At 55.8% G+C, this 18,604-nt stretch carries 19 protein-coding genes; 14 read left to right on the forward strand and 5 right to left on the reverse strand.

What is annotated here, in order from left to right; genetic code table 11:
• Entirely contained in the window at positions 1–1,161 is a 1,161-nt protein-coding gene (metB, locus tag JTA15_RS17185; protein WP_014172189.1) for a cystathionine gamma-synthase, read from the reverse strand.
• Positions 1,162–1,437: 276 nt separating this feature from the next.
• Between metB and metJ the strand changes: the two genes are divergently transcribed.
• A complete protein-coding gene (metJ, locus tag JTA15_RS17190; protein ID WP_007369220.1) occupies positions 1,438–1,755 on the forward strand; it encodes a met regulon transcriptional regulator MetJ in 318 nt (105 codons plus the stop codon).
• A gap of 48 nt (positions 1,756–1,803) precedes the next feature.
• On the opposite strand, the gene rpmE is transcribed toward metJ, so the two are convergent.
• On the reverse strand, positions 1,804–2,016 hold the full coding sequence (gene rpmE / locus JTA15_RS17195; RefSeq protein ID WP_003862040.1) for a 50S ribosomal protein L31: 213 nt from the start codon (positions 2,014–2,016) through the stop codon (positions 1,804–1,806).
• A gap of 200 nt (positions 2,017–2,216) precedes the next feature.
• Between rpmE and priA the strand changes: the two genes are divergently transcribed.
• From priA to rraA, 7 genes are all read left to right on the forward strand, one after another.
• Positions 2,217–4,412: a primosomal protein N' gene (priA, locus tag JTA15_RS17200; protein WP_047742291.1), complete on the forward strand. Its 2,196-nt coding sequence runs from the start codon at positions 2,217–2,219 to the stop codon at positions 4,410–4,412.
• A 119-nt stretch (positions 4,413–4,531) separates the two neighbouring features.
• Positions 4,532–5,557, forward strand: coding sequence for a DNA-binding transcriptional regulator CytR (gene cytR, locus JTA15_RS17205; protein ID WP_020883949.1), 1,026 nt, complete (start codon positions 4,532–4,534; stop codon positions 5,555–5,557).
• 93 nt (positions 5,558–5,650) lie between these two features.
• The gene (gene ftsN, locus JTA15_RS17210; RefSeq protein ID WP_014172193.1) at positions 5,651–6,652 is read left to right on the forward strand and encodes a cell division protein FtsN; all 1,002 of its coding nucleotides are present in this window, start codon (positions 5,651–5,653) and stop codon (positions 6,650–6,652) included.
• A 94-nt stretch (positions 6,653–6,746) separates the two neighbouring features.
• Positions 6,747–7,277, forward strand: a complete 531-nt coding sequence (gene hslV, locus JTA15_RS17215; RefSeq protein ID WP_014172194.1) for an ATP-dependent protease subunit HslV — start codon at positions 6,747–6,749, stop codon at positions 7,275–7,277.
• A 9-nt stretch (positions 7,278–7,286) separates the two neighbouring features.
• Positions 7,287–8,618, forward strand: a complete 1,332-nt coding sequence (hslU, locus tag JTA15_RS17220; protein WP_014172195.1) for an HslU--HslV peptidase ATPase subunit — start codon at positions 7,287–7,289, stop codon at positions 8,616–8,618.
• Positions 8,619–8,686: 68 nt separating this feature from the next.
• The gene (gene menA / locus JTA15_RS17225) at positions 8,687–9,607 is read left to right on the forward strand and encodes a 1,4-dihydroxy-2-naphthoate polyprenyltransferase (protein ID WP_014172196.1); all 921 of its coding nucleotides are present in this window, start codon (positions 8,687–8,689) and stop codon (positions 9,605–9,607) included.
• 92 nt (positions 9,608–9,699) lie between these two features.
• Entirely contained in the window at positions 9,700–10,185 is a 486-nt protein-coding gene (rraA, locus tag JTA15_RS17230; RefSeq protein WP_014172197.1) for a ribonuclease E activity regulator RraA, read from the forward strand.
• A 59-nt stretch (positions 10,186–10,244) separates the two neighbouring features.
• Here rraA and zapB read toward each other — a convergent pair whose 3' ends face one another.
• On the reverse strand, positions 10,245–10,484 hold the full coding sequence (gene zapB, locus JTA15_RS17235) for a septal ring assembly protein ZapB (RefSeq protein WP_008501806.1): 240 nt from the start codon (positions 10,482–10,484) through the stop codon (positions 10,245–10,247).
• A 398-nt stretch (positions 10,485–10,882) separates the two neighbouring features.
• On the opposite strand from zapB, the gene JTA15_RS17240 reads away from it, so the two are divergent.
• The 4 genes from JTA15_RS17240 to fpr all read left to right on the forward strand — a co-directional run bounded on the left by JTA15_RS17240 (position 10,883) and on the right by fpr (position 15,221).
• Positions 10,883–11,728: an MIP/aquaporin family protein gene (locus JTA15_RS17240; RefSeq protein ID WP_014885705.1), complete on the forward strand. Its 846-nt coding sequence runs from the start codon at positions 10,883–10,885 to the stop codon at positions 11,726–11,728.
• Positions 11,729–11,749: 21 nt separating this feature from the next.
• Positions 11,750–13,258 carry a glycerol kinase GlpK gene (gene glpK / locus JTA15_RS17245; RefSeq protein ID WP_014172201.1) on the forward strand — a complete coding sequence of 503 codons (1,509 nt, stop codon included), beginning with the start codon at positions 11,750–11,752 and terminating at the stop codon, positions 13,256–13,258.
• Between the two features lie 109 nt (positions 13,259–13,367).
• The gene (gene glpX, locus JTA15_RS17250; RefSeq protein ID WP_040018287.1) at positions 13,368–14,378 is read left to right on the forward strand and encodes a class II fructose-bisphosphatase; all 1,011 of its coding nucleotides are present in this window, start codon (positions 13,368–13,370) and stop codon (positions 14,376–14,378) included.
• Positions 14,379–14,474: 96 nt separating this feature from the next.
• On the forward strand, positions 14,475–15,221 hold the full coding sequence (fpr, locus tag JTA15_RS17255; RefSeq protein ID WP_059305926.1) for a ferredoxin--NADP(+) reductase: 747 nt from the start codon (positions 14,475–14,477) through the stop codon (positions 15,219–15,221).
• Here the strand turns inward: fpr and JTA15_RS17260 are convergent, their stop codons facing one another.
• The gene (locus JTA15_RS17260) at positions 15,222–15,641 is read right to left on the reverse strand and encodes a DUF805 domain-containing protein (protein ID WP_025202755.1); all 420 of its coding nucleotides are present in this window, start codon (positions 15,639–15,641) and stop codon (positions 15,222–15,224) included.
• A gap of 112 nt (positions 15,642–15,753) precedes the next feature.
• Here JTA15_RS17260 and JTA15_RS17265 point away from each other — a divergent pair, with 112 nt between their 5' ends.
• A complete protein-coding gene (locus JTA15_RS17265) occupies positions 15,754–16,350 on the forward strand; it encodes a DUF1454 family protein (RefSeq protein WP_020883954.1) in 597 nt (198 codons plus the stop codon).
• 111 nt (positions 16,351–16,461) lie between these two features.
• Positions 16,462–17,229, forward strand: coding sequence for a triose-phosphate isomerase (tpiA, locus tag JTA15_RS17270; protein ID WP_014172206.1), 768 nt, complete (start codon positions 16,462–16,464; stop codon positions 17,227–17,229).
• Between the two features lie 33 nt (positions 17,230–17,262).
• Here the strand turns inward: tpiA and JTA15_RS17275 are convergent, their stop codons facing one another.
• A complete protein-coding gene (locus tag JTA15_RS17275) occupies positions 17,263–18,567 on the reverse strand; it encodes an SLC13 family permease (RefSeq protein ID WP_044866137.1) in 1,305 nt (434 codons plus the stop codon).
• Between the last annotated feature and the right edge of the window lie 37 nt (positions 18,568–18,604).

Below are 18,604 nucleotides of genomic sequence, written 5' to 3' on the forward strand. Positions count from 1 at the left end.
TTACCCCTTGGCTGCGACCCGGAAGCCATTTTCCAGATCGGCAATTAAATCTTCAGAATCTTCAATACCGGTCGAGATACGCAGCAGCGTCTCAGAAATACCGGCGGCGGCACGTGCTTCTGGTGCCATACCTGCGTGCGTCATGGTCGCGGCGTGGGAGATCAAGCTTTCAACCCCACCTAATGATTCCGCCAGCGTAAACAATGACAGCCCGCTCAGGAAGCGACGCAGCGTTTGCTCGTCACCGTCCAGTTCAAAACTTAACATCGCGCCAAATCCCTTTTGTTGACGCGCGGCAATCTCGTGCCCCTGGTTTTCCGGCAGCGACGGGTGATAGAGCTTTTTCACCAGCGGCTGGGTCTTCAGAAAATCGACAATCGCCTGAGCATTGCGCTGCGCCACTTCCATGCGCGGCGACAGCGTGCGGATACCGCGCAACAACAGGTAGCTGTCGAAAGCGCTCGCAGTGACGCCAATGTTATTGGCCCACCATGCCAGTTCGGTGACAACGTCGGGATCTTTTGCAATCACCACGCCCGCTACCACATCAGAATGACCGTTCAGATATTTTGTGCATGAATGCAATACCAGATCGGCACCCAGCGCAAGCGGGTTCTGAAGGGCCGGACTGAGGAAGGTATTATCCACTACACTTATCGCTCCCGCATCCCTTGCGCGCTGACAAATTTTCGCAATATCGACGACGCGCAACAATGGATTGCTTGGACTTTCCACCAGCACCAGCTTCGGTTTCTCTGCCAGCGCCTGTTTCAGCGCCTGTTCGTCGTTTTGATCGACAAACAGCACGCGGTAGCACCCGCGTTTTGCGAGGCTGTCAAACAGACGATAGCTACCACCGTAACAGTCGTGCGGTGCCACCAGCAGGTCGCCCGGCTTCAGAAATACCGTCGTCACCAGGTGAATCGCAGACATCCCGGTGTTGGTTAACACGGCGCCTGCACCGCCTTCCAGCTCCGCCAGCGTGCGCTGGGTTACGTCACGCGTCGGGTTGCCGCGACGGGAGTAGTCATGCGCACGGGGTTCATTAAAACCGGTAAAATTGTAAGTACTGGAAAGATGAATTGGCGGGACAACACAGCCGTACTGCTCGTCATCATTTAATCCGCTACGCACTGCGATGGTGGCCTGTTTACGCGTCATGGTGAAGGCTTCCTGGCTAAAAGAGGTGAAAAGTCAGGCACCAGAGTAAACATTGAAAGTATGGACGTCAATACATCTGGACATCTAAACTTCTTTGCGTATAGATTGAGCAATGCGCAAATAGCCGTTAAAATTATATGCTTTAGTGCACGCTGCAGCGGCAATATCCGTGCCACGGTATCGTCTCTACGGTAAACTACGCTGGATTACGGTCAAAACTGGCGATGACGGGTTTTGCACCTTTAGATTAATGACTGAGAGGATTAAAGGTATCTCATGGCTGAATGGAGCGGCGAATATATCAGCCCATACGCTGAGCACGGTAAGAAGAGTGAGCAAGTAAAGAAAATTACGGTTTCCATTCCTCTGAAGGTGTTGAAGATCCTCACCGATGAACGTACGCGTCGTCAGGTGAACAACCTGCGCCACGCGACCAACAGCGAACTGCTGTGCGAAGCGTTTCTGCATGCGTTTACCGGTCAACCGTTGCCAAACGATGAAGATCTGCGCAAAGAGCGTAGTGATGAAATTCCGGAAGAGGCGAAGGTGATCATGCGTGAACTGGGTATCGACCCGGATACGTGGGAATACTGAGAAGCGGATACAAAAAAGGCACCTTGCGGTGCCTTTTTTTCGGGAAACTTACTTAGCGCCCGGGATGCTGAAACGCTTGTTGAAGCGGTCAACACGGCCACCGGTTGCAACATCACGCTGCTTACCAGTGTAGAACGGGTGGCATTTGCCGCACACGTCCAGGTTCAGATCGTGACCCACGGTAGAGCGGATCTGGATAGAGTTACCGCAAGAACAGTTTGCAGTAATCATTTCGTATTTCGGGTGAATATCTTTTTTCATGGGAGAACCTCAGTTAAGGCCGCGTCGCTCTTCCAGCCCTAACGCCAGACACCACGCGATGTTGAATGTAAGTTCTTTGGCGTAAAGTACACCAAAGGCGGCGAATCATACAGAATTTGACCAACGTATGCAAACTGATCCGCACGCCGCTTTCACTAATGTGTATACTAACGCGCCACTTTTCAAGTCAGGAAGATTCGATGCCCGTCGCTCACGTTGCCCTGCCCGTTCCGCTTCCCCGCACCTTTGACTATCTGCTGCCTGACAGCATGAGCGCCAAAGCGGGCTGTCGCGTGACCGTGCCATTTGGTAAACAGCAGCGTATTGGGATTGTGGTGTCGGTGAGCGATAAGAGCGAATTGCCGCTCAATGAGCTAAAAGCCGTCGCGGAGGTACTGGACAGCGAGCCCGTTTTCTCCACCAGCACCTGGCGGCTCCTGCTGTGGGCGGCAGATTACTACCATCACCCCATCGGCGATGTCCTGTTCCACGCCCTGCCTATTATGCTTCGTCAGGGTAAAAGTGCCAGCCACGCTCCCCTGTGGTACTGGTTTGCCACTGAAGAGGGTCAGGCGGTCGATATCAATAGCCTGAAACGCTCGCAGAAACAGCAGCAGGCGCTGGCGGCCCTGCGTCAGGGGAAAATCTGGCGGCATCAGGTTGACGAGCTTGAGGTGAGCGAAACGGCGCTACAGGCCCTGCGCAAAAAAGGGCTGAGCGAACTGGCAAGCGAGGCGCCTGCCCTTTATGACTGGCGGGACAGTTTCTCCGTTTCAGGGGATCGTCTGCGACTCAACACCGAGCAGGCCACCGCCGTAGGAGCCATTCACAGCGCCTCCGATCATTTCTCCGCCTGGCTACTGGCAGGGGTCACCGGCTCCGGCAAAACAGAAGTGTATCTCAGCGTACTGGAAAACGTGCTTGCGCAGGGTAAACAGGCGCTGGTGATGGTTCCGGAAATCGGCCTTACACCACAAACCATCGCCCGTTTTCGCGAGCGGTTTAATGCGCCGGTTGAAGTGTTACATTCGGGCCTGAACGACAGCGAGCGCCTCAGCGCCTGGCTGAAAGCCAAAAACGGCGAAGCGGCGATTGTGATTGGCACCCGTTCCTCGCTGTTTACGCCGTTTAAAAACCTCGGCGTTATCGTCATCGATGAAGAGCATGACAGCTCCTATAAGCAACAGGAAGGCTGGCGCTATCACGCCCGCGATCTGGCCGTTTATCGCGCCCACAGCGAGCAAATCCCGATTATTCTTGGCTCCGCGACGCCCGCCCTCGAAACGCTGCATAACGTTCGCCAGCGTAAATACCACATGCTGCGCCTGACGCGGCGCGCAGGGAACGCGCGCCCTGCTATTCAGCATGTGCTGGATCTAAAAGGCCAGCAGGTGCAGGCGGGGTTAGCGCCTGCGCTTATCACCCGGATGCGCCAGCATTTGCAGGCCGGTAATCAGGTCATTTTGTTCCTTAACCGCCGCGGGTTTGCCCCGGCGCTGCTGTGTCACGACTGCGGCTGGATTGCCGAATGCCCGCGCTGCGACCACTACTACACGTTCCATCAGGCCCAGCGCCATTTGCGCTGCCACCACTGCGATAGCCAGCGGCCGGTACCACGCCAGTGTCCGTCATGTGGCTCAACGCATATCGTGCCGGTCGGTCTGGGGACGGAGCAACTGGAAGAGGCCCTTAAGCCTTTCTTCCCTGACGTTCCTCTTTCCCGCATCGACCGTGACACCACCAGCCGCAAAGGGGCGCTGGAACAGCAGCTGGCGGAAGTGCATCGCGGTGGCGCACGCATTCTGATTGGCACGCAGATGCTGGCCAAAGGGCACCACTTCCCGGACGTAACGCTGGTCGCCCTGCTGGACGTAGACGGCGCGCTGTTTTCGGCCGATTTTCGCTCAGCAGAACGTTTTGCCCAGCTTTATACCCAGGTTGCCGGACGTGCCGGTCGCGCAGGCAAACAGGGTGAAGTGGTTTTACAGACCCACCATCCTGAACATCCGTTACTGCAAACCCTGCTGCATAAAGGCTATGACGCGTTTGCGGAGCAAGCGCTGGCAGAACGCCAGACGATGCAGCTTCCGCCGTGGACCAGCCACGTCATCATCCGCGCAGAAGATCACAACAACCAGCAGGCACCGCTTTTCCTGCAGCAGCTGAGAAACCTCCTGCAGGCCAGTCCGCTGGTGGATAACCCGCTGTGGATACTGGGGCCGGTGCCGGCGCTGGCACCAAAGCGTGGTGGACGTTTCCGCTGGCAGATTTTGCTCCAGCACCCTTCGCGCATCCGCCTGCAACATATCGTCAGCGGCGCGCTGGTGCTGATCAATACCCTACCGGAAGCGCGCAAAGTGAAGTGGGTGCTGGACGTTGATCCTATCGAAGGCTGAAGACGGATCGAAAAATTTAACGCTCCTCACACTTTTTATGAAAATTCTGTAACCGATTCCATTAACTATCTGTAAAAATGGTGGCGTCAGAAGTTCGGTGTTCAGGCGAGGAGAAGACGTTGAAGTCCAGGAAAGAGGTTGCCACGGCGACCATGAAAGACGTTGCCCAGAAAGCACAAGTCTCTACGGCAACCGTGTCCCGCGCATTAATGAACCCGGATAAAGTCTCCCAGGCGACCCGTAACCGGGTAGAGCAGGCTGCGCTGGAAGTGGGCTATTTCCCGCAGGCGATGGGACGAAACGTTAAACGCAATGAGTCGCGCACCATCCTGGTGATTGTGCCGGACATCTGCGATCCCTTCTTCAGCGAGATTATTCGCGGTATCGAAGTGACGGCGGCAGAGCAAGGTTATCTGGTGCTAATTGGCGACTGTGCTCACCAGAACCAGCAGGAAAAAACCTTTATCGACCTCATTATCACCAAGCAGATCGACGGCATGTTGCTGCTTGGGTCTCGCCTGCCCTTTGATGCCAGCATTGAAGAGCAGCGCAATTTACCGCCGATGGTGATGGCCAACGAGTTTGCACCCGAGCTGGAGCTGCCGACGGTACATATTGATAACCTGACCGCCGCGTTCAACGCCGTCAACTATCTTCAGGAGCTGGGGCACAAGCGTATTGGCTGCATTGCCGGGCCGGAAGAGATGCCATTGTGCCACTACCGCCTGCAGGGCTACGTTCAGGCGCTGCGCCGTACCGGCGTCACCGTCGATCCGCACTACATTGCTCGCGGGGATTTCACCTTTGAAGCCGGTGGACAGGCACTGGAGAAGCTGCTGGATCTACCCGAGCCGCCGACCGCGGTGTTCTGTCACAGCGATGTGATGGCACTGGGGGCATTATCGTATGCGAAGCGCCGCGGCCTGCGCATACCGAAAGATTTGTCGATCATCGGATTCGATAATATTTCGCTGTCAGAATTTTGCGATCCTCCACTCTCGACCGTGGCGCAGCCGCGCTATGATATTGGGCGTGAAGCGATGCTTCTTCTGCTGGATCAGCTGCATGGTCAAACAGTTAACAGCGGCTCGCGGTTGCTGGACTGTGAATTGATTGTGCGCGGTTCTACCCAGGCATTGACTTAAAGTAAATGTCTTTCAGACACCCTTATCTGGTCAAAGCCCCGCCGCTTAAGTAACATGGCGGGCTGACGAACGAATAAATACAGCGAAACGATAGTGGCACAACGAGATTATGTACGTCGCGGCCAGCCGGCACCTTCGCGACGCAAAAAGAGTAGCTCAAGGAAAAAGCAACGTAACCTGCCTGCTGTCTCGCCAGCGATGGTCGCTATTGCTGCGGCTGTAGTCGTGGCCTTTATTGGTGGTCTGTACTTCATCACGCACCATAAAAAAGAAGAGTCCGAGGCGCTTCAGGCCAGCAAGGTTGCCGGAAACGGCCTTCCGCCGAAGCCTGAAGAGCGCTGGCGCTATATCAAAGAGCTGGAAAGCCGTCAGCCTGGCGTACGTGCGCCGACCGAACCTTCAGCGGGTGGCGAAGTGCAAAATGCCAGCCAGTTGACGGATGAACAGCGTCAGTTGCTGGCACAAATGCAGGCCGATATGCGCCAGCAGCCTACGCAGCTGAACGAAGTGCCGTGGAACGAGCAGACGCCGGAACAGCGTCAGCAAACGCTGCAGCGTCGTCAGGCGCAGCAGCAGCTCCAACAGCAACAGCAGCAACAACAGCAGTGGGCGCAAACCCAGCCAGTGCAGCAGCCTAAAACGCAGCCGCGGGTGACGGAACAGCCGTATCAGCAGCAAACGCGAACGGCGCAGTCCCAGCCAGTGCAGCAACCGCCGAAGGCCCAGCCGCAGAAACAGGCGGCTCAGCCGTATCAGGATCTGCTGCAGACGCCGGCGCATACCACTGCGCAGCAGCCGAAAACGCAGCAGGCCGCACCGGTAACCAAAGAGACCGATGCGCCGAAGCAGACTGCTGAGAAAAAAGACGAACGCCGCTGGATGGTTCAATGTGGTTCATTCAAAGGTGCTGAGCAGGCGGAAACGGTGCGCGCACAGCTGGCTTTTGAAGGGTTTGATTCACGCATTACCACCAATAACGGCTGGAATCGCGTGGTGATTGGCCCGGTCAAAGGCAAAGAAAATGCCGACGGAACCATTTCCCGTTTGAAAGTGGCGGGACACACAAACTGCATTCGACTCGCTACCGGGGGTTGAAACCCCCAAATTCCCCCCCATCTATCATTCTATTCAGCCCTGAGCACAGGCTCAGGGCTTCTGTTTCCCGATTCTGTAACCAGGGGGTCTGCTCGTGACAACAATAGTAAGTGTACGCCGTAACGGCCACGTGGTAATCGCCGGTGATGGCCAGGCCACGCTGGGTAATACCGTAATGAAAGGCAACGTGAAGAAAGTTCGTCGTTTATACAACGACAAAGTGATCGCCGGTTTTGCAGGCGGCACGGCTGACGCCTTCACGCTGTTCGAACTGTTTGAACGCAAACTGGAAATGCACCAGGGTCACCTGGTGAAAGCCGCCGTTGAGCTGGCGAAAGACTGGCGTACCGATCGCATGCTGCGCAAACTTGAAGCGCTGCTGGCGGTGGCCGATGAAACCGCTTCGCTTATCATCACCGGTAACGGTGACGTCATTCAGCCTGAAAACGACCTGATTGCTATTGGCTCCGGTGGCCCGTACGCCCAGGCTGCAGCCCGTGCGCTGTTGGAAAATACCGACATGAACGCGCGCGATATCGCGGTGAAGGCGTTGGATATTGCAGGTGATATCTGCATCTATACCAACCACAACCACACCATCGAAGAATTACCGTCTAAAGCGTAAGGATCTCCCATGTCTGAAATGACCCCACGCGAAATTGTCAGCGAACTGGACAAACATATTATCGGCCAGGACAACGCCAAGCGTTCCGTGGCTATTGCCCTGCGTAACCGCTGGCGCCGCATGCAGCTCGAAGAAGAGCTGCGCCATGAAGTGACGCCAAAAAACATTCTGATGATCGGCCCGACCGGTGTCGGTAAAACCGAAATCGCCCGTCGTCTGGCGAAACTGGCTAACGCCCCGTTCATCAAAGTCGAAGCCACCAAGTTCACCGAAGTGGGCTATGTGGGTAAAGAAGTGGACTCCATCATTCGCGATCTGACCGACTCGGCGATCAAAATGGTGCGCGTCCAGGCGATTGAGAAAAACCGCTACCGCGCCGAAGAGATGGCGGAAGAGCGCATTCTTGACGTCCTGATCCCACCGGCGAAAAACAACTGGGGCCAGGCTGAACAGCAGGCTGAGCCGTCAGCGGCGCGTCAGGCGTTCCGCAAAAAACTGCGTGAAGGCGAGCTGGACGACAAAGAGATTGAGATCGATCTTGCTGCTGCCCCTATGGGTGTGGAAATCATGGCACCGCCCGGCATGGAAGAGATGACCAGCCAGCTGCAGTCTATGTTCCAGAACCTGGGCGGCCAGAAGCAGAAAGCGCGTAAGCTGAAAATCAAAGACGCCATGAAGCTGCTGATCGAAGAAGAAGCGGCGAAACTGGTGAACCCGGAAGAGCTGAAGCAGGATGCTATCGACGCGGTTGAGCAGCACGGTATCGTGTTTATCGACGAAATCGACAAAATCTGTAAGCGTGGCGAATCCTCAGGCCCGGATGTCTCCCGTGAAGGCGTTCAGCGCGACCTGCTGCCGCTGGTTGAAGGCTGCACCGTCTCCACCAAACACGGTATGGTCAAAACGGACCACATCCTGTTTATTGCCTCTGGCGCATTCCAGGTGGCGAAACCGTCTGACCTGATCCCGGAGCTGCAGGGTCGTCTGCCAATTCGCGTGGAGCTGCAGGCGCTGACCACTGAAGATTTCGAACGCATCCTGACCGAGCCAAATGCCTCTGTGACCGTACAGTACAAAGCGCTGATGGCAACCGAAGGTGTGAACATCGAGTTCACTGAAGACGGTATCAAACGCATCGCCCAGGCCGCCTGGCAGGTCAACGAAACCACCGAGAACATCGGTGCCCGTCGTCTGCACACCGTGCTGGAGCGCCTGATGGAAGATATCTCTTATGATGCGAGCGACCTGAACGGTCAAAGCATTACCATTGACGCAGAATATGTGGGTAAACACCTGGATGCGTTAGTGGCAGATGAAGATCTGAGCCGTTTTATCCTATAATCGCGGTTACTGCATTCTCATCACGTTTAATGGGGGCTAAAGCCCCCATTTTTATTGGCTAAATTACTATGACTGACATCAGCCGTACTCAGGCGTGGCTCGAAAGTCTGCGCCCTAAAACTCTTCCTCTGGCCTTTGCCGCCATTATCGTCGGTACGGCGCTTGCCTGGTGGCAAGGCTATTTCGATCCGCTGGTTGCCGGGCTGGCACTGATTACCGCCGGTCTGCTGCAAATTCTCTCCAATCTCGCCAACGACTATGGCGATGCGGTTAAAGGCAGCGACAAACCCGACCGTATCGGGCCACTGCGCGGTATGCAGAAAGGGGTCATTACCCAGGCGCAGATGAAGCGCGCGCTGATCATCACCGTGGCGCTGATTTGTCTTTCCGGCCTGGCGCTGGTAACGGTCGCGTCTAAAACCCCCAGCGATTTCATTGGTTTCCTGGTACTGGGTTTGCTCGCCATTATTGCCGCCATTACCTATACCGTCGGTACCCGCCCTTACGGGTATATTGGGCTGGGTGATATCTCCGTGCTGGTGTTCTTCGGCTGGCTGAGCGTGATGGGGAGCGGGTACTTACAGGCACATACCCTGATCCCGGCCCTGTTCCTGCCGGCAACCGCCTGCGGCATGCTGGCGACGGCGGTGCTTAACATCAACAACCTGCGCGATATCGACAGCGACCGTGAGAACGGCAAAAACACGCTGGCCGTGCGTCTGGGGCCCGTTAATGCACGCCGTTATCATGCGTGTCTGCTGCTGGGCGCTCTGCTGTGCCTGGCGCTGTTTAACGTTATCTCGCTGCACAGCATATGGGGCTGGCTGTTTGTACTCGCCGCACCGCTGCTGATTAAGCAGGCGCGATTCGTCATGCGTGAACTCAGCCCTGCGGCCATGCCGCCAATGCTGGAGCGTACGGTTAAAGGGGCACTGCTGACTAACCTGTTGTTCGTCATCGGGATTGTCTTAAGTCAGACGCTGGGTTAACTGACAAATATCAATTAACAATTGATGATTTTGCCAACAACGCATTTAGCACGATATACTGAACACATTCGCAGCAACTGAGCGTTAAACCTATGAAATACGATACCTCCGAGCTTTGTGACATCTACCAGGAAGATGTCAACGTCGTTGAACCGCTGTTCTCCAACTTTGGTGGGCGGTCGTCGTTTGGCGGACAAATCGTCACGGTGAAATGTTTCGAGGATAACGGGTTGCTCTATGATCTGCTCGAACAGAACGGCCGTGGCCGCGTTCTGCTGGTTGATGGCGGGGGCTCCGTACGTCGTGCCCTCATTGATGCTGAACTCGCCCGTCTTGCCGTACAGAACGAGTGGGAAGGCATTGTGGTGTATGGCTCAGTGCGCCAGGTGGACGATCTCGAAGACCTGGACATTGGCATTCAGGCTATCGCGGCCATTCCGGTGGGTGCTGCGGGTGAAGGTATCGGCGAAAGCGACGTGCGCGTCAATTTCGGCGGCGTGACCTTCTTCTCCGGTGACCATCTCTATGCCGATAACACCGGGATTATCCTTTCCGAAGATCCGCTGGATATCGAGTAATAAAAAAGCCGGGTGGCGGCGACGCCTTACCCGGCCTGTTCTGCATTTCCCGAAAGAAATTACACTTCTTCCATACGCCCCAGCAGCGCCTGCAGACGATCCTGCCAGCCATTCTGCTGTTCACGCAGCTGGTTGTTTTCGCGCTCCAGTTCTTCACGGCTGTGCTGGGCGTTCTGAACTTCCTGCGCCAGGCTGTTGTTCTTCTCTTTCAGCTCTTCAATTTCCATCTGCAGCAGCGTGATGGTGTCAATCGCCTGCTGTACTTTCGATTCCAGTTTCTCAAACACTTCTAAAGACATGATCCTACCTCTCCTGAATTGCAAGGCGACGCTTTAACGTAAACGCGCACAACAGATATGCCGATTGTATGAAGCCCCGTCGCCCCTGTCCAGCGGCAGACCGCGCAGATCGTGGTTTGCAACACTTTTCGGCCTCGTCCTGGTGCGTTCGCGGCATATACCCCTAAATTGTTAACTCATTCGTTAATGAAATGAATCAGCTCACATTTTGCTATTGGTGTAAAAATGCGCTTTATGGCGCGAAAACGCTCATTTTATTGACGCAGACCACACATTTTGATTTCGATATTTCTCGTTTTTGCTCGTTAACGATAAATTAACACTATGTCTACAGGGCATCGTGGCTGTCACGGGCGGTCATGCTAACAATAAACATCAATTTCTTCAGGATTCCGATTATGAGTCAGACATCAACCTTAAAAGGCCAGTGCATTGCCGAGTTCCTTGGTACCGGGTTGTTGATATTCTTCGGAGTGGGCTGTGTTGCTGCACTGAAAGTGGCGGGTGCCAGTTTCGGTCAGTGGGAAATCAGTATTATCTGGGGTCTGGGCGTGGCGATGGCCATCTACCTGACCGCAGGGGTTTCCGGCGCACATCTTAACCCGGCGGTGACCATCGCGCTGTGGCTGTTCGCGTGCTTCGACGGACGCAAAGTTGTTCCCTTCATCCTTTCTCAGTTTGCCGGCGCGTTTTGCGCAGCGGCGTTAGTTTACGGGCTTTATTACAATCTTTTCATCGACTTCGAACAGACACATCATATGGTGCGTGGCAGTGTCGAAAGTCTGGATCTGGCAGGCATTTTCTCAACCTATCCCAACCCGCATATCAATTTTGTGCAGGCGTTCGCAGTTGAAATGGTGATTACCGCTATTCTGATGGGCGTTATCCTGGCGCTGACCGACGACGGAAACGGCATTCCGCGCGGCCCGCTGGCACCGCTGCTGATTGGCTTGCTGATTGCGGTGATCGGCGCATCCATGGGCCCGCTGACCGGGTTTGCGATGAACCCGGCGCGTGATATCGGACCTAAAGCTTTTGCCTTTATCGCAGGATGGGGCGACGTGGCCTTCACCGGCGGTAAAGATATCCCTTACTTCCTGGTACCGCTGTTTGCACCGGTTGTCGGGGCTGCGCTGGGTGCATTTAGCTACCGCAAATTAATTGGTCGCCATTTACCGTGCGACACCTGTGTGGAAGAGGAGAAGGAAACGACTTCTACCGCACAACAAAAAGCTTCGCTGTAATCTGACTACGGGACACATACCATGACCGAAAAAAAATATATCGTTGCGCTCGACCAGGGCACTACCAGCTCCCGCGCTGTCGTAATGGATCATGACGCGAATATCGTCAGCGTGTCACAGCGCGAATTTGAGCAAATCTATCCTCGTCCAGGCTGGGTCGAACACGACCCTATGGAGATCTGGGCTTCACAAAGCTCCACGCTGGTAGAAGTGCTGGCGAAAGCCGATATCAGTTCCGACGAGATTGCCGCTATCGGTATTACCAACCAGCGTGAAACCACTATCGTCTGGGAGCGCGAAACCGGTAAGCCTATTTACAATGCCATCGTCTGGCAGTGCCGCCGTACGTCAGAAATCTGCGAACAGCTGAAGCGCGACGGTATGGAAGACTATGTACGTAGCGCAACCGGTCTGGTCGTTGACCCGTATTTCTCCGGTACAAAAGTGAAATGGATCCTCGACCACGTTGAGGGTTCACGTGAACGTGCAAAACGCGGTGAGCTGCTGTTCGGTACCGTCGACACCTGGCTTATCTGGAAGATGACCCAGGGGCGTGTCCACGTCACTGATTACACCAACGCCTCGCGCACCATGCTGTTCAACATCAATACCCTGGAGTGGGATGACAAGATGCTGGACGCGCTGGATATCCCGCGCGCGATGTTGCCAGAAGTCCGCAAATCTTCTGAAGTTTACGGTCAGACCAATATCGGCGGCAAAGGCGGCACGCGTATTCCAATTGCCGGTATTGCCGGTGACCAGCAGGCGGCGCTGTTTGGCCAGCTGTGCGTTAAGGAAGGGATGGCGAAAAACACCTACGGTACCGGCTGCTTTATGCTGATGAACACCGGTGAGAAAGCGGTGAAATCAGAAAACGGCTTGCTGACCACCATCGCCTGCGGCCCACGCGGTGAAGTGAACTATGCGCTGGAAGGTGCGGTGTTCATGGCAGGTGCGTCTATTCAGTGGCTGCGTGACGAGATGAAACTCATCAGCGATGCGTTTGACTCCGAGTATTTCGCAACCAAAGTGAAGGACACCAACGGTGTGTATGTGGTTCCGGCCTTTACCGGTCTGGGCGCACCCTACTGGGACCCGTATGCACGCGGCGCGATTTTCGGCCTGACCCGTGGGGTAAACTCGAACCACATTATCCGCGCTACGCTGGAATCCATCGCTTATCAGACGCGCGACGTACTGGAAGCAATGCAGGCTGACTCCGGCATTCGTCTGCACGCCCTGCGCGTGGACGGCGGCGCCGTTGCCAACAACTTCCTGATGCAGTTCCAGTCCGACATTCTGGGCACCCGCGTAGAGCGCCCGGAAGTACGTGAAGTCACCGCGCTGGGTGCGGCGTACCTTGCGGGTCTGGCTGTCGGCTTCTGGCAGAATCTGGATGAACTGCAGGAAAAAGCGGTTATCGAACGCGAATTCCGCCCTGGCATCGAAACCACTGAGCGTAACTACCGCTACAGCGGCTGGAAGAAAGCGGTGAAACGCGCCCTGGCGTGGGAAGAGCACGAGCAGTAATTTCTCCCCTCACCCTTCCCCTCTCCCCGCCGGGGAGAGGGGACCGACCGCACCCACCCCCACTCTGTGATAAACTTCGTGCAATTCCTTTTGATTGCACGAGTACCTCATGAAACGTGAACTGGCTATCGAGTTTTCCCGCGTTACCGAAGCTGCCGCACTGGCGGGCTATAAATGGCTCGGCCGTGGCGACAAAAATACCGCAGACGGTGCGGCTGTCCATGCCATGCGCATTGTGCTTAACCAGGTCAATATCGATGGCACCATCGTCATTGGCGAAGGCGAGATCGACGAAGCGCCAATGCTCTATATCGGTGAGAAAGTGGGCACCGGCAAAGGTGATGCCGTGGATATCGCGGTTGACCCGATTGAGGGTACCCGCATGACGGCAATGGGCCAGGCCAACGCGCTGGCCGTGCTGGCGGTAGGGGACAAAGGCTGTTTCCTCAACGCGCCGGATATGTACATGGAAAAGCTGATTGTCGGCCCCGGCGCCAAAGGGGCTATCGACCTGAGCCTGCCGCTGGAAGAGAATCTGCGTAACGTTGCCAGGGCGCTGGAAAAACCGCTTAGCGCGCTCACCGTGACCATTCTGGCGAAACCGCGCCACGATGCCACCATTGCCCAGATGCAACAGCTCGGTGTTCGCGTCTTTGCCATCCCGGATGGCGACGTGGCAGCGTCTATCCTGACCTGCATGCCAGACAGCGAAGTGGATGTGCTTTACGGCATCGGCGGCGCGCCGGAAGGTGTGGTCTCCGCCGCGGTGATCCGCGCTCTGGATGGCGACATGCAGGCCCGTCTGTTGCCCCGTCATGAAGTCAAAGGCGACAGCGAAGAGAATCGCCGTATTGGGGAAGAAGAGCTGGCACGCTGCGAAGCGATGGGTATTGAAGCCAACAAGGTGCTTGCGCTGGATGACATGGCACGCAGCGACAACGTTGTCTTCTCCGCAACCGGCATCACCAAAGGTGACCTGCTGGATGGCATCACCCGTAAGGGCAATATGGCCACCACCGAAACCCTGCTGATCCGCGGTAAATCGCGCACCATTCGCCGCATTCAGTCTGTTCACTATCTGGATCGTAAAGACCCTGACGTGCAGGCGCACATTCTGTAAAACCGTTTGATCGATAGAGCTTTCCGGCCCAAATGGGCTGGAAATCTTCGCCACAAGTCCGGAAGATAGAACAGAGAAAAAGCACAGGAGAAGATCATGGCGGACTGGGTAACAGGTAAAGTCACAAAAATACAGTTCTGGACCGATGCGCTATTTAGTCTCACCCTGCATGCTCCCGTCCACCCGTTTACGGCCGGGCAATTTGCGAAGCTGGGGCTGGATGTTGACGGCGAGCGCGTGCAGCGCGCCTATTCCTACGTTAATGCCCCCGATAACCCGGATCTCGAGTTCTATCTGGTTACCGTCCCGGACGGCAAACTCAGCCCACGCCTTGCCGCGCTTAAGCCCGGTGACGATGTGCAAATTGTGAGTGAAGCGGCCGGTTTCTTCGTGCTGGACGAAATCCCGGACTGCGACACCCTCTGGATGCTGGCAACCGGCACGGCCATTGGCCCCTATCTCTCTATTTTGCAGTACGGCAAAGACCTTGAGCGCTTTAAAAACATCGTGCTGGTTCACGCCACGCGCTATGCCGCAGACTTGAGCTATCTTCCGCAGATGCAGGCGCTGGAAAAGCAGTACGGCGGGAAACTGAAAATTCAGACCGTGGTCAGCCGCGAAACCGCAGCAGGTTCACTGACGGGCCGCGTACCGGCATTGATTGAGAGTGGTGCACTGGAAGACGCAATTGGCTTGCCGATGAGCGCTGAAACCAGCCACGTCATGCTGTGTGGCAACCCGCAGATGGTTCGCGACACGCAGCAGCTTCTGAAGGATACCCGGCAGATGACGAAACATCTTCGCCGCCGGCCGGGCCATATGACTGCCGAACACTACTGGTGATCAGCGGTATTTCACCTCAAGGGTGTCTTTGCCGTATTTGTTTTCGCTCTGGGTGCCGATAAACGCGCCCAGATCGACCACCATCATGACAAAAATAATGGTTGGTAGCAGTCTGCCCACCACCCAGGGAAGGATGGACGGAAGTATCGACCAGTTCCCGGCCACCAGCATCCACGCCAGAATAATCAGAAAAGCCCACGCGCCGGAACGGCCGCGATCGTGCAGACGTTTCACCACCACGGCCGCGGTTGGCCACAGTAAACAGACCAGCGCAAACGCCGCCGTTTGTGTGCTGAGCCATGCGTTGAAGGCCACGAAAAACAGAAGCAGCATGGCAACGATCCACGTCGCCATCCAGATCCAGAAGTCACGGCGTCCAATACGCCCTTTGAATGAAAACAACCACTGCTGTATGGTCATGTAAGGTTCCTTATTATCATATAGCGCGCATTTTACCCTGGAGTTGTGACCTTTTGACAAGCCGACCAGATATCGATTTAATCATGAACACTTACGGCCAGGGGCAATGTTGATGAAAAGTTCGGCACGTTCTCTTTTCCTGTGTTTAGCGATGCTCATCGCGGGTGTCCCCCTGCACGCCGCCGAAACCACTGCCCCGACGACAGCTCCCTATCTGCTGGCAGGTGCGCCCTCGTTCGATCAGTCAATCAGCCAGTTTCGTGAAACCTTCAATAAAACCAACCCCACGCTACCGCTGGATGAATTCCGCGCCATTGACAGCTCCCGGGATACGCCAACCCTGACCCGGGCTGCGAGCAAGATCAACGAGAATTTATATGCCTCCACTGCGCTGGAGCGCGGCACGCTAAAAATCAAAAGCATGCAAATAACCTGGCTGCCGATTCAGGGGCCAGAGCAGAAAGCCGCTAAGGCAAAAGCGCTCGAGTACATGAGCGCGATACTGCAGGCTTTTACGCCCGCGCTGACCAAAAAGCAAAGCCAGCAAAAGCTGCAAAAACTCCTCACCGCCGGTAAAAATAAGCGTTACTACGCCGATACCGAAGGGGCCATACGCTATGTGGTGGCAGATAACGGCGAAAAAGGACTGACCTTCGCTGTTGAACCGATTAAGCTGGCACTATCAGACACACTCGGAGGGGCGAATTAATGACAAAAAGCAAAGCCTTTCGAGGGAAAATCTCTATACTGATTCACAGACCATGCTGCCCGACAGGGCGGCCATATTCCTTAATTCGCTAATTTAGCGTGGAGAATTGAAATGCGACATCCTTTAGTGATGGGTAACTGGAAACTGAACGGCAGCCGCCACATGGTAAACGAACTGGTTGCGAACCTGCGTAAAGAGCTGGCGGGCGTGACGGGCTGCGCGGTTGCTATCGCTCCGCCGGATATGTACCTGGATCTGGCTAAACATGCCGCTGACGGCAGCCACATCATTCTGGGCGCACAGAACGTTGACGTTAACCTGTCAGGCGCATTCACCGGTGAAACCTCTGCTGAAATGCTGAAAGATATCGGCGCGAAATACATCATCATCGGCCACTCTGAGCGTCGTACTTACCACAAAGAATCCGACGAATTTATCGCGAAGAAATTCGCGGTGCTGAAAGAGCAGGGTCTGATCCCGGTTCTGTGCATCGGTGAAACCGAAGCCGAAAACGAAGCAGGCAAAACGGAAGAAGTGTGTGCTCGTCAGATCGACGCCGTGCTGAAAACGCAGGGTGCTGCAGCATTCGAAGGCGCGGTTATCGCGTACGAACCAGTCTGGGCGATCGGTACCGGCAAATCAGCGACCCCTGCGCAGGCGCAGGCGGTTCACAAATTTATCCGTGACCACATTGCTAAAGCGGACGCGAAAGTGGCTGAGCAGGTAATTATTCAGTACGGCGGTTCCGTTAACGCATCCAACGCTGCTGAGCTGTTCACCCAGCCAGACATCGATGGCGCGCTGGTTGGCGGTGCATCCCTGAAAGCTGACGCTTTCGCGGTGATCGTTAAAGCAGCAGAAGCGGCTAAACAGGCGTAAAAACCGACTTCCCTCCCCCACCGGGGAGGGAAATTACACTTTCCCCAGCACGCTAAACCACAGATAATCCAGCGGCAGCAGCACCAGATACGTTGCAATCGCCAGCGCCAGACAGAGCAACATCCCCGCCTTTGCAGGCACCTTCCCTAAACCCATTGCCACCACAATCGGCGACGCCTGATACGGCAGCAGCGGCGTGGAATACCCCAGTACCTGAATCATGATCACCGACAACAGCGGGAAACCGGTGGCATCCGAAAAACTCTGTGCCAGCGTGGTGTACAACGCCGGTACACCGTTCGCGGTCATAATGAAGTTGAGCGCCGTGGTAATACCGGTAAGCGCCAGGAAGCTGGTGAACGGTCTGTTGGCATCAAGCGGCATAATCCGCAATAACGCCTCCCCCACCGCGGAACCGATACCCGTTTGGGTCACCACAATCGCCAGCCCGAGAATCCCCGCCACGTAAATGCAGGTGCGCATGTTCACTCCAGCAGAAAACTCTTCACCGGTGATAAACCCAACGCGTGGCAGCATGACGATGACCGACGCCGCAAGGCCCGTCCACGCCGGTCCAACGCCGTGCCAGCTCTCTGTCACCCACATCCCCAGCACCACCGCCAGCAGCCAGGCGAGACGTTTTTCATCCCGCCCCATCGGTTCAGACGGCGTAAGATCGGTGGCCGGTTTCGGGCTGCCGGGGAACAACCAGCAGATCAGGCCGATCAGAATGCCCCCTTTCAGGATCCCGAGGACGGGTGTATGCAGCAGCAGATACGGGACATAGTTCAGATGGATCCCGTACGAGCCCTCCGCGGCGCCACTCATCACCAGATTCGGCACGTTGGCAGGCAGGATGGTCGCCGAGAGCTGGAAGGTTCCGAACCCGACGGCCAGCGCCAGGCCATACCACGCGCGGGAACCGTCGGGGATGGCGGCCCTTTTGGCCATAGCGGCGACAATCGGCATCAGCAGCGCGATACGGCCCATATTCGACGGCATCACAAACGCCAGCGCGTAGCTCAGCCCCACCACGCTTGCCACCATCAATACCCACGAATCAGTGAGTTTTGCCGACAACGCCCGTGCGGCCCTGTCCGCCAGACCGGTTTTACGGATTGCCACCCCCAGCACGAAGCCGCTAAACACTAACCAGAATGCAGACGAGGCAAAACCACCAAAAATCACCTCCGCCGGGGCGATTCTGGCGGCCATCGCCGCCGTGAAAAACAGCAGCGCGGTGATAAATTCCGGCAATAGCGACGTCGCCCACAGCACGATGGTGACGCCGACTATCAATGAGGGCACAAACAGAGGATGCGTTAACCAGAGCGACATTCCTGTCTCCTGTCGTTTTTTTCAGCAAGTCTACGGC

The organism is Enterobacter sp. BIDMC 29 (assembly GCF_019378755.1).
GTDB classification, from domain to species: Bacteria; Pseudomonadota; Gammaproteobacteria; order Enterobacterales; family Enterobacteriaceae; genus Enterobacter; species Enterobacter ludwigii.

Bases quoted from the DNA above. Each gene is read 5' to 3' on its own strand.
- metB (WP_014172189.1), bottom strand. From the start codon at position 1,161: ATGACGCGTAAACAGGCCACCATCGCAGTGCGTAGCGGATTAAATGAT.
- metJ (WP_007369220.1), top strand. From the start codon at position 1,438: ATGGCTGAATGGAGCGGCGAATATATCAGCCCATACGCTGAGCACGGT.
- rpmE (WP_003862040.1), bottom strand. From the start codon at position 2,016: ATGAAAAAAGATATTCACCCGAAATACGAAATGATTACTGCAAACTGT.
- priA (WP_047742291.1), top strand. From the start codon at position 2,217: ATGCCCGTCGCTCACGTTGCCCTGCCCGTTCCGCTTCCCCGCACCTTT.
- hslU (WP_014172195.1), top strand. From the start codon at position 7,287: ATGTCTGAAATGACCCCACGCGAAATTGTCAGCGAACTGGACAAACAT.
- menA (WP_014172196.1), top strand. From the start codon at position 8,687: ATGACTGACATCAGCCGTACTCAGGCGTGGCTCGAAAGTCTGCGCCCT.
- rraA (WP_014172197.1), top strand. From the start codon at position 9,700: ATGAAATACGATACCTCCGAGCTTTGTGACATCTACCAGGAAGATGTC.
- zapB (WP_008501806.1), bottom strand. From the start codon at position 10,484: ATGTCTTTAGAAGTGTTTGAGAAACTGGAATCGAAAGTACAGCAGGCG.
- JTA15_RS17240 (WP_014885705.1), top strand. From the start codon at position 10,883: ATGAGTCAGACATCAACCTTAAAAGGCCAGTGCATTGCCGAGTTCCTT.
- glpK (WP_014172201.1), top strand. From the start codon at position 11,750: ATGACCGAAAAAAAATATATCGTTGCGCTCGACCAGGGCACTACCAGC.
- glpX (WP_040018287.1), top strand. From the start codon at position 13,368: ATGAAACGTGAACTGGCTATCGAGTTTTCCCGCGTTACCGAAGCTGCC.
- fpr (WP_059305926.1), top strand. From the start codon at position 14,475: ATGGCGGACTGGGTAACAGGTAAAGTCACAAAAATACAGTTCTGGACC.
- JTA15_RS17260 (WP_025202755.1), bottom strand. From the start codon at position 15,641: ATGACCATACAGCAGTGGTTGTTTTCATTCAAAGGGCGTATTGGACGC.
- JTA15_RS17265 (WP_020883954.1), top strand. From the start codon at position 15,754: ATGAAAAGTTCGGCACGTTCTCTTTTCCTGTGTTTAGCGATGCTCATC.
- tpiA (WP_014172206.1), top strand. From the start codon at position 16,462: ATGCGACATCCTTTAGTGATGGGTAACTGGAAACTGAACGGCAGCCGC.
- JTA15_RS17275 (WP_044866137.1), bottom strand. From the start codon at position 18,567: ATGTCGCTCTGGTTAACGCATCCTCTGTTTGTGCCCTCATTGATAGTC.